This window comes from Neobacillus fumarioli NBRC 102428, assembly GCF_001591485.1.
Classification (GTDB): Bacteria; Bacillota; Bacilli; order Bacillales; family Cytobacillaceae; genus Neobacillus; species Neobacillus fumarioli.
Window position 1 is genome coordinate 1 of record NZ_BCUZ01000104.1, and the last position, 9,484, is coordinate 9,484.

9 protein-coding genes and 1 pseudogene are annotated in these 9,484 nt (G+C 40.4%); 6 read left to right on the forward strand and 4 right to left on the reverse strand.

Annotation, left to right across the window (positions count from 1 at the left end):
- Positions 1 to 81: 81 nt before the first annotated feature.
- Complete coding sequence (locus BFU02S_RS12605) at positions 82 to 993, forward strand: nuclease-related domain-containing protein (RefSeq protein WP_066371201.1); 912 nt, start codon at positions 82 to 84, stop codon at positions 991 to 993.
- A gap of 1,030 nt (positions 994 to 2,023) precedes the next feature.
- Here the strand turns inward: BFU02S_RS12605 and nadA are convergent.
- The 3 genes from nadA to nadB are packed head-to-tail and all read right to left on the reverse strand — an operon-like array spanning position 2,024 to position 5,403.
- Positions 2,024 to 2,983 carry a quinolinate synthase NadA gene (gene nadA / locus BFU02S_RS12615; protein WP_066371205.1) on the reverse strand — a complete coding sequence of 320 codons (960 nt, stop codon included), beginning with the start codon at positions 2,981 to 2,983 and terminating at the stop codon, positions 2,024 to 2,026.
- A 49-nt stretch (positions 2,984 to 3,032) separates the two neighbouring features.
- Positions 3,033 to 3,872, reverse strand: a complete 840-nt coding sequence (nadC, locus tag BFU02S_RS12620) for a carboxylating nicotinate-nucleotide diphosphorylase (protein WP_066371207.1) — start codon at positions 3,870 to 3,872, stop codon at positions 3,033 to 3,035.
- Complete coding sequence (gene nadB / locus BFU02S_RS12625; RefSeq protein ID WP_066371209.1) at positions 3,841 to 5,403, reverse strand: L-aspartate oxidase; 1,563 nt, start codon at positions 5,401 to 5,403, stop codon at positions 3,841 to 3,843. The genes nadC and nadB overlap by 32 nt, the downstream gene beginning before the upstream one ends.
- A 137-nt stretch (positions 5,404 to 5,540) precedes the next feature.
- Here nadB and BFU02S_RS12630 point away from each other — a divergent pair, with 137 nt between their 5' ends.
- From BFU02S_RS12630 to BFU02S_RS12640, 3 genes and pseudogenes are all read left to right on the forward strand, one after another.
- Positions 5,541 to 6,101, forward strand: coding sequence for a transcription repressor NadR (locus tag BFU02S_RS12630; RefSeq protein WP_066371211.1), 561 nt, complete (start codon positions 5,541 to 5,543; stop codon positions 6,099 to 6,101).
- Positions 6,102 to 6,271: 170 nt separating this feature from the next.
- A pseudogene (locus tag BFU02S_RS12635) lies at positions 6,272 to 7,096 on the forward strand (hypothetical protein).
- Positions 7,097 to 7,495: 399 nt separating this feature from the next.
- Complete coding sequence (locus BFU02S_RS12640; protein WP_066371213.1) at positions 7,496 to 7,699, forward strand: cold-shock protein; 204 nt, start codon at positions 7,496 to 7,498, stop codon at positions 7,697 to 7,699.
- Positions 7,700 to 7,995: 296 nt separating this feature from the next.
- On the opposite strand, the gene BFU02S_RS17705 is transcribed toward BFU02S_RS12640, so the two are convergent.
- Positions 7,996 to 8,133 carry a nuclease-related domain-containing protein gene (locus BFU02S_RS17705; protein ID WP_369690689.1) on the reverse strand — a complete coding sequence of 46 codons (138 nt, stop codon included), beginning with the start codon at positions 8,131 to 8,133 and terminating at the stop codon, positions 7,996 to 7,998.
- Between the two features lie 225 nt (positions 8,134 to 8,358).
- Between BFU02S_RS17705 and BFU02S_RS12645 the strand changes: the two genes are divergently transcribed.
- A complete protein-coding gene (locus BFU02S_RS12645) occupies positions 8,359 to 8,640 on the forward strand; it encodes a hypothetical protein (protein WP_066371214.1) in 282 nt (93 codons plus the stop codon).
- A gap of 154 nt (positions 8,641 to 8,794) precedes the next feature.
- Complete coding sequence (locus tag BFU02S_RS12650) at positions 8,795 to 9,301, forward strand: DoxX family protein (RefSeq protein ID WP_066371216.1); 507 nt, start codon at positions 8,795 to 8,797, stop codon at positions 9,299 to 9,301.
- Positions 9,302 to 9,484 lie beyond the last annotated feature (183 nt).

The following is a 9,484-nucleotide window of genomic DNA, read 5'->3' on the forward strand; positions in this document are numbered from 1 at the left end:
ATCAGATACTCTCAGTAATTTATTTTAACTTTTAATAATTTTCGATAAAATGAGCTTAAGGATTAAGAAAGGAAGTGGCTTATGTTACTTAAAGAACGAACTGAATCAAATGAACTATTGGCTTTACGCTATCTAAACACAAGAATGGAATTATCCCCGAAGGAAAAGTTTCATTATTTGAATCTAGAAAAAGGCTATGAAGGGGAGGTAAAATTTGATCGATTAGCAGCGGAAAGACTGAAAGAGGAAAGATATATTTTAAATGACTTGTTGCTTGAAGTTAACAATTCCTACTTTCAAATCGATTCATTGATTATTTCACAATCTGTCATCCATCTTTGTGATATAAAAAATCTTGAGGGCGATTGTTACCTAGAAGGGGACAAACTTTTTAGCAAATTAACTGGTCGTGAATATCAAAATCCCGTTAATCAGATCAAAAGGAGTGGAACTTTATTCCGCCAACTGCTTCAAAACCTCAAGCTAAATTTCCTTGTTGATGTCTCCGTTATCTTTATCAACCCCGAATTCACCTTGTATCAAGCTCCCATGGATCAACCCTTTATATTACCCACCCAATTAAACCGTTTTTTGGATGATTTAAATAAAACACCTTCTATGTTGCATGAGGGGCATAAGAAAGTGGCTCAAAACCTGTTGTCACTACATCAAAATACAAATCGGCTTACGACATTGCCGAAATATACCTATGATCAATTGTCTAAGGGAATATATTGTAAAAATTGCAAATCCTTTTTAGTTTCTATAAGAAATAATGTCTTTTTGTGCGATCAATGCGGAGAACATGAAAAAATTGAACACGCTATTTTACGGAATGTGAAAGAATTTCAACTGCTGTTTCCCGAAAAAAAAATTACTACGCAACGTATTTATGAATGGTGCAATGTAGATTTAAGTAAAAAGACTTTTTCCAGGGTTTTAAAAAAACACTATACACCAATTGGAAGAACTAGCAGTACTTATTACGTATAAATTTTGCAGTATGCTATCTGAATGAGATTTGCATTCAGATAGCTTTTTTACATTCTTGGTTACCTTTTCTCTCCTAATATATTCAATCATGCCGTTCGAACTAAAATCTCTTATCCCCTTTCCTGTCTAAATAAGCCCAACTAATCTAATTCCAGTGGCAGTTTTAGACAGGCGTCGAGATTCGATAAGCACTGCCGTCTGAACTAACAAGGATTTTCAGACAGGAAGGGCCCTCTTTAGGATTTGGAGGTGCCGAACCTACGGGGACTTAAGACTTGTCTTGGGTTTGAGTTTCCGAACCTTCTGCAGCTTCAGACAGAGGCAGGAATGCCTTATTCTTTGTTGTCTGAACCTACAGTAACTTCGGACTGTACTCGGGTTTTTCTTGAGGTTAAGTGTCCAAACCTTCTTTGTCTTCAGACAGTGGCGGGCATGCCTGACTCTGTGTTGTCCGAACTCACAGTAACTTCGGACTATGCACTGCTATCCTTGGGCTTGAATGTCCAAACCTTCTGCGACTTCAGACAGTGATGGGCATGCCTTTCTCTTTATTGTCCGAACCTACAGTAACTTCGGACTATGCACTGCTATCCTTGGGCTTGAATGTCCGAACTTACGGCAACTTTGGACTGTACTTGGCCATTTTTGGGAGTGAATGTCCAACCAACTGCGACTTCAGACAGTAATGGGCATGCCTTTCTCTTTATTGTCCAAACCTACGGTATCTTCGGACTGTACTCGAGTTTTTCTTGAGGTTAAGTGTCCAAACCTTCTGCGACTTCAGACAGCGGCGGGCATGCCTTTCTCTTTGTTGTCCGAACCCACGGTAACTTCCTACTGTACTTGACTTTTCTTGAGCTTAGCATGTCCGAACCAACGACAACTTCAGACAGATCTTGGGTTTTTTTAAGAGCATGGATTCCCAAGCCAGCAATGACTTTTCTTTTTACGGAACAAGTGCCTTCGGTTTCATGACATATTAAAAAAAGGCCAGCCAAAAATGATCTGACTGACCTTTTCCAACAGACTCCTAACCGATGGAGATCATCCGCTCAATTGCAAGTTTTGCTTTTGCGGCTGTATCGGCTGGAACGGTGATGACATGCTTGTTTTCTTTAAGTGCATCTAATACTTTTTCAAGTGTAATCATTTTCATGAACGGGCAAACAGCATCCGGGTTAGCGGCGACGAAGCGTTTTTCCGGATTTTGTTTTTGCATTTGGTGAATGATCCCTACTTCTGTTGCGACGATGAATTCATCTGCCTCTGATTGTTTTGAATGTTTCAGCATGTGGCCTGTTGATAGAATATGCGTTTTGTCCTTTGGAAGGACGCCTTCAGACATTAAATACATGCTAGATGTGGAGCAGCCGCATTCAGGATGCACAAGCAGTTCGGCTTCCGGATGCTCAGTTAGCACTCCTTCTACCTGATGCGGTTGAATTCCTGCGTGCACATGGCATTCTCCCATCCAGATATGCATATTTTCACGGCCAGTTTCACGCTTCACGAAATTACCAAGGAACATATCCGGCAAGAATAAGATTTCCTTATCTTTTGGAATGGATCGGACGATATCTACGGCATTCGAAGAAGTACAGCAATAATCACTTAATGCCTTGACTTCCGCAGTTGTATTCACATAAGCAACGACAACCGCTTCTGGGTGCTCAGCTTTCCATTCCCTGAGTTGATCCGCCGTGATCGAATCAGCTAATGAGCAGCCTGCTTCAAGGTCTGGAAGAAGGACTGTTTTCTCCTGGTTCAAAATCGCAGCCGTTTCTGCCATAAAATGAACGCCACAGAATACAATAACATCCGCAGAAGTATCCGCAGCAGCGCGAGCAAGTGCCAGAGAATCTCCCAACACGTCGGCAATATCTTGTATTTCCGGAATTTGATAATTGTGAGCGAGCAGGATGGCATTACGCTTTTGCTTCCATTCAAAAATTTCCTCGACTAAACGGCTTTTCATTTCTGTAATGGTCATGTTAACGTTCCTTCCTATTGTTTTTTTTAAAGTTGATAGTATATGCGGCTTATTCATCAATTTTCACTTTGACGCTAATATCAAGGGCCTTGTATGAATGGGTTAAAAAACCAAGAGAAATATACTGTACTCCAGAGTCGCGATAGTCAGCTAGATTGTCTAATTGGATCCCGCCGGATGCTTCTGTGATGATGTGGTCGGGCACAAATTGGATGAGTTCTTTTATTTCATCTGGCGTGCGGTTGTCAAACATAATCACATCTGCCCCCGCTTCTACTGCTTCGATGACCTGTTCTTTTGATTCTGTTTCCACTTCGACTTTGACCATGTGCCCAAGTTTCTCGCGGACGAGTTCGACCGCACGTTTGATAGAGCCGGCAAAAGCGATGTGATTGTCTTTGATCATGACTCCGTCGTAAAGGCCGTAGCGGTGATTATAGCCGCCGCCCGTCCGGACAGCATATTTTTCAAGCATCCGCAGGCCTGGAGTGGTTTTTCTTGTATCGCAAATTCTCGTATAGGAACTATCCAGTGTCTCCACTGCTTTCCGTGTTAACGTCGCGATTCCGCTCATACGCTGAATAAGGTTAAGAACCACCCGTTCGCCCTTTAACAGTGCGGAAATCTCTCCTGAAACAACAGCCAAACGCTGTCCTTTTTCAATTGGGTCGCCATCTTTGACGAACAATTGGATGTCAATTTGCGGATTTAATACGTGAAATCCGGTCTGAATCACTTTCTCTCCACAAAAAATCCCGGCTTCTTTCGCCAAGAAAACGATTTCTCCTTTTGTATCGTCTGGAAAAATCAAATCGGTTGTAACATCTTGTTCGCCGATGTCTTCGATCAAAAATTGCTCAATTAACGAGCGCAGTTTCAATGTGTTCATGTTTTAGTGCCACTTCCTCTTTGCGCTTTTGAATGATGATTTTCTTCCGCCAATTTTCATCCTCATAAGGAAAATCACTTCGATAATGCCCTCCCCGGCTTTCTGTCCGGGATAATGCAGCCTCCGTAATTAGGGAAGCCGTCATATACATGAAAATTTTATTTAGATCCTGAATAGAATAAGCATCAAGGTCTATCAAATCCATCAAATGAAACTGATCGAGCCAATGTTTCTGCTGCTCTAACAGTTCTTTGGAACGGACAATTCCAACCCGCTTCATCATCCAATCTTTCAAAACCTGGATATCCGGGATCTTCGTTTTTTTGGTTTGAAGCGGATAGAGAGATTTAGGTAATCCCCCAATTGTGGATTTTCTAGGATTTGAATTCAGCCATTGGGCGAGCTTTTTCCCTTGATAAAGCCCTTCCAACAAGGAATTGCTCGCTAGGCGGTTGGCGCCGTGAAGGCCCGTGCACGCGGCCTCGCCAATGGCAAACAACCCATCGACCGACGTACGGCCGATTACATCTGTTTTAATGCCTCCCATTAAAAAATGGCTGCCGGGAACAACCGGAATTCTTCCTTCCGCCAAATTGATTCCGTTCTTATGACAATTAGCTGTAATCGAAGGGAACCTTGTTTCAAAATGGTTAATCTGGCGAATATCCAGGTAGACTTCATACCCTTTTTGGATATAGTCAAAAATTGTCTGTGAAACAATGTGCCTTGGGGCGAGGTCTTTTAATGGATGGACACCTTCCATGATCGGAACGCCGTCTTCGGTAACCAAAACCGCCCCTTCTCCTCTCACAGCTTCTGATATTAATCCTTTTGTTTCTCCATCTTTGTATAAAAGTGTCGGATGAAATTGCACAAATTCCATATCGACAATTTCAGCGCCTGCCAAATAGGCCATGGCAATCCCGTCCCCCGTTACCGTAGGGGCATTGGAAGTAAAGGAATAAACTTGGCCGCAGCCGCCCGTGGCCAGTACTACATAATTTCCGTAATAATATCGGATCGTGCCATCTTGGGTTTTTGCTTTTACCCCGATACACCGTTTTTGATCCATCAACAATTCGTAAGCAAACACGTTTTCTTCTATTTTCACATTTTCTGTTAGATTGCTAATCAAGTATTCTATGACATTTTTTCCTGTTTCATCGCCACCTGCGTGCACAATTCTTTTTTCACTATGGGCTCCTTCAAGCCCAAGCAGTATATTTCCATTTGGGTCTTTGTCAAAAACTTCCGCGATATCGCCAATCAATACCGGGGCTTCGTTCAGTATTTCACGAACAGATTCCTCATGATTGTGAAATCTTCCTGCCTCAAGAGTGTCAACAAAATGTTTCGAAGGATCGTCTCGAAACCCAATGGCAGCGGCAATCCCGCCTTGCGCCAAATAAGAATTCGCATTCTTAATCGTTGACTTTGTTAGAATCTTCACATTTTGATCAGGACTCAGTGAAGTGGCCAGCTGTAAAGCGGCAATTCCACTGCCTATAATTAGAACATCAGTCATTTCCATTATGAAAGCCCCCAAAGTTAACAGCTGTCTTGACATATATATTGACATAGATTTAAACTAAAAACAAGATTTTTATAGAAAAATTATTGAAGTTTACGAGCTTAGCTTCATCAGGCTTTCATTTTAGGAGTGTTTTCATGAGTAGGAAAATGAAATCGATAGGGGAAGAAAGAAGATCGCGGATATTGCAGCTATTGAAAGAAACGAAAACTCCCATTACCGGCAGTGAACTGGCTGCCAAAACAAACGTCTCAAGACAGGCAATTGTCGGGGACATTACCCTGTTAAAAGCAAGAAATGAACCCATAATCGCGACTAGACAAGGCTATATGTATTTGAAGCAGGCAGAGACGGTTCCCTTTTTTGAAAAAAAGATTGCCTGCCGCCATTTACCTGACCATATAGAAAAGGAATTTAATTTAATCGTAGATCATGGCGTAACCATCAAAGACCTTCAGATCCAACATCCTATATTCGGGACAATCACTGCCTCCATCATGGTTTCCAACCGCATGGAAGTAAGACAATTCATGGAAAAACTCTCTGACACAAAGAACTCTTTTTTCCCTGAATCAACAATCGAAACCCATCTGCTCACTCTGGCATCTGCAAGTAACACTGCTTTAAACGAAGTGGAAATGCAATTACATAAGGAGGGTTTCCTAAATACAGATATAAGTTATTTCCGAAGTGACTAGCTTTCGACGCTCCTGGTGCTATTTTTCCCATATATTTAGGAGGGTGTCTTCATCCTCCCTTTTTTATTTAACCTCTATAAAATTTACTCGTATCGTTTCATAATGGGTTGTATAATTGTGTTATAATATCCAAGTTTTGCACATATCTCAATAGATAGGAGTGTATTCATTTGCCAAATTATATTTGTACTACCTGTGGTGTTCAATATCCTCAAAGCCCGAAAGCTCCAACAGCATGTCTGATTTGCAACGAAGAGAGACAATATGTAAATCCGTCAGGACAATCATGGACGACATTAGAAGAGATGCAACAAAGTAACTCGTTTCAAAATGAAATTCTTCAGGAAGAGGAACATTTATATAGCATTCGAACAAAGCCTGGGTTTGGCATTGGTCAAACAGCTTATCTCGTACAAAATCAAGGATGTAATATCTTATGGGACTGTATTACCTATTTAGATGAGCAGACGATTGAGAAAATCAATCGTTTAGGTGGGATTTAAGCAATTGCTCTTTCTCATCCTCATTATTATTCTACACAAATTGAATGGGCTGAGACATTTAATGCCCCGATCTATATTCATGAGGATGATCAGGAGTGGGTAATGAGACCGAGTGAAAAAATTACATTTTGGTCAGGCGAATCCCTTGAACTAACAAATGGTATAACCTTATACCGACTAGGCGGTCATTTTAAAGGGGGAGCTGTCCTACATTGGAAAAATGGAGACCATCATAAAGGCGTTTTACTGACTGGTGATATCATTCAAGTCGTTGCCGACCGTCAATGGGTAAGCTTTATGTACAGTTACCCAAATTTGATCCCACTACCTGCAAGCAAAGTAAGAGAGATGGCCAATAAAGTGAAAGATGTATCGTTTAACTGGATCTATAATGCATTTCACCGAATCGTCATGCAAAATGCAGATCAAGTTGTCCAGAAATCAGCAGACCGATATATAAAAGCACTAGAAGGGACATGGTTTCATACATGAGATAAAAGCATTCGGTCAAAGCTTCAGGAGAGTATCGGAGAAAAATGGTCTTTGTTGCGGCAATATCTCCTACGTTAAGATTTATGCAGAATTTGATGCTGCGAGACTCGTTATCTAGAAGAATATGTTGTTATAACATGATTTCAATGATAAACCCATTGATAAACAAAGGTTTTCTATGTACGAGTTAAGATAACAGCTTTAAACATACGCTAAGCAAAATAACAGTAAGCTCAATAGATTTTTTTTTTGCCTCTTGCCACTTCTTACAATAAATGTTATGATTAATAAGAATTATTTTTGTTCGGTGTAAAGGATTTTTAACTTTTCGTCTTGATGATCACTGAGAGCAAGGATAGTATCACATTGTGTGTGTTTACACACTAGGAGGCAATACAAATGGAAAAAGGCAAAGTAAAATGGTTTAATGGCGAAAAAGGCTTCGGATTCATCGAACGTGAAGGTGGAGACGATGTATTCGTTCATTTCTCAGCGATTCATGGCGAAGGTTACAAAACCTTAGAAGAAGGCGAAGCAGTGACTTTTGATGTTGAGCAGGGTCAACGTGGACCTCAAGCTTCAAACGTACGTAAAGCTGTTTAATTTACAAAACAGGGAAGGCAGGCTCTTTTATGGGAGTCTGCTTTTCTTTCTTATGAACAAAGAACTCCCAAGCGCTTAGCAAGATATTCTTTTTAGGCGTAGGCGGTATGACGAACCTATTTACTCGGTTCTCCATAAAATCGTACTTGAAGAATGGTCGAGTCATTGTCCTCTGATGAATACAGTGGAACAAATTCTAATATTTTCTTCGTCCTTTAGGTCTTTCCCCATCCTAACGACGATAAAAAAACTTTCCAGCATTTCTCTTTAATTAATCCATCAACGATCTTCCCGAGTCAATATTTTGTTCCAATCAAATATATCCCTGTTGGCAATAAAATCAGATGATCGATTTGCCGTGTCTTTAAGCCGTCTTGGGAAGGGGTAGGAATAAACACATTAGGCATAATTGACATTTCAGACGGCGATAGCACCCTTCCCTTTACCAGATCTCTTTTTAAGCCTTCTAAAACATGTTGGGTAAGAATTTCGCCGGCATCCTTGCATAGGATTGCAAAACCCTACCATTATGGGTATTGCTGGAATCAGCAAGGATCTATGGCGTATTCTATGGTGTTGCCCTAAGTATAGTTGGTATGTAAGGCCGTATTTTACGTGAAGCCGATAATACGGTCGGTCGGAGCTGTGGGACGATTGGTATGGCTCTACTACCATTTCCACTGGCTTATCATTTTTTAACCAAAGAATACCAAAGGAAGTTAGGATATGAAGACTATTTGAATCATTTGCTGGGATTGGGCATAAGTTTGATCAAGCTTTGCCGCGTCCCTGATCTGAAGAGGGGAATAAAATTCTTCTATGAAATAGAAACGATCGAAGCATTTGCAGGTACCAGCGCCGAGTATTTTGGATATTCGAGGAATGTTTGGGGGGTAAGGGTTCCTTTTGCTGGTGATACTCCTTATCGATCTAAAATTTAGGCAATGCATCCATGGCGTCTGCTAGATCGTTGTACGAATCCCTTAACAATTTTCTAATTTTTAGTTGACAATCCGCTAATAACACAGGATAATATTCTATATAATTGATAATGATAATCATTATTAATTATAAAATGAAAAGGAAAGATTTTAAGTGATTCAATTTCTAAAAACGAATCGTTTGGCATCTTACATATTAACAGTATTGCGTCTGTATATTGGATGGCAGTGGCTGCAAGCCGGATGGGGAAAAATTTCAGGAGGATTTGACGCAAGTGGATTCCTTGCAGGTGCAATTAAGCAGGCAACCGGAGAACATCCAGCTGTTCAACCCTGGTGGGCCGATTTTCTAAGTGGATTTGTCATCCACAATGTAGGATTATTTAATGTTTTAGTACCGTGGGGAGAATTTCTTGTAGGGGTCGGACTTATTTTAGGTACTTTTACTACTTTCGCAGCTTTAATAGGAGCAGTTATGAATTTTTCTTACATGTTCTCAGGAACTACTAGCATAAATCCACAAATGGTTCTCATTGAGATCTTTGTCCTAATTGCAGGCCTTAATGCTGCAAAAATTGGATTAGACCGCTGGGTTATTCCATTTCTAAAAAAACAAATTACTCTGGAAAAATTGAAATCTACCTTAAAAAATACAGCATAATGAAAATTGAAAAAATACTGGTTGGGGCTTATGAGTTATCAATTCTCTTGTTCTTATCGCTATTGGACTATACAAAACTTTGTTCCTTTATTTTGTTATCCTAATCACATGGTATTTAATATCATATACAGCATGACTATTTTTTCTATAACCGTCCATACTCTCACCTCCTACTAAGTATGC

What these genes read in the sequence shown, in the direction of transcription:
- BFU02S_RS12640 (WP_066371213.1), top strand. Translation starts at nt 7,496, where the DNA reads ATGGAAAAAGGCAAAGTAAAATGGTTTAATGGCGAAAAAGGCTTCGGA.
- BFU02S_RS12605 (WP_066371201.1), top strand. Translation starts at nt 82, where the DNA reads ATGTTACTTAAAGAACGAACTGAATCAAATGAACTATTGGCTTTACGC.
- nadA (WP_066371205.1), bottom strand. Translation starts at nt 2,983, where the DNA reads ATGACCATTACAGAAATGAAAAGCCGTTTAGTCGAGGAAATTTTTGAA.
- nadC (WP_066371207.1), bottom strand. Translation starts at nt 3,872, where the DNA reads ATGAACACATTGAAACTGCGCTCGTTAATTGAGCAATTTTTGATCGAA.
- BFU02S_RS12630 (WP_066371211.1), top strand. Translation starts at nt 5,541, where the DNA reads ATGAGTAGGAAAATGAAATCGATAGGGGAAGAAAGAAGATCGCGGATA.
- BFU02S_RS12645 (WP_066371214.1), top strand. Translation starts at nt 8,359, where the DNA reads ATGGCTCTACTACCATTTCCACTGGCTTATCATTTTTTAACCAAAGAA.
- nadB (WP_066371209.1), bottom strand. Translation starts at nt 5,403, where the DNA reads ATGGAAATGACTGATGTTCTAATTATAGGCAGTGGAATTGCCGCTTTA.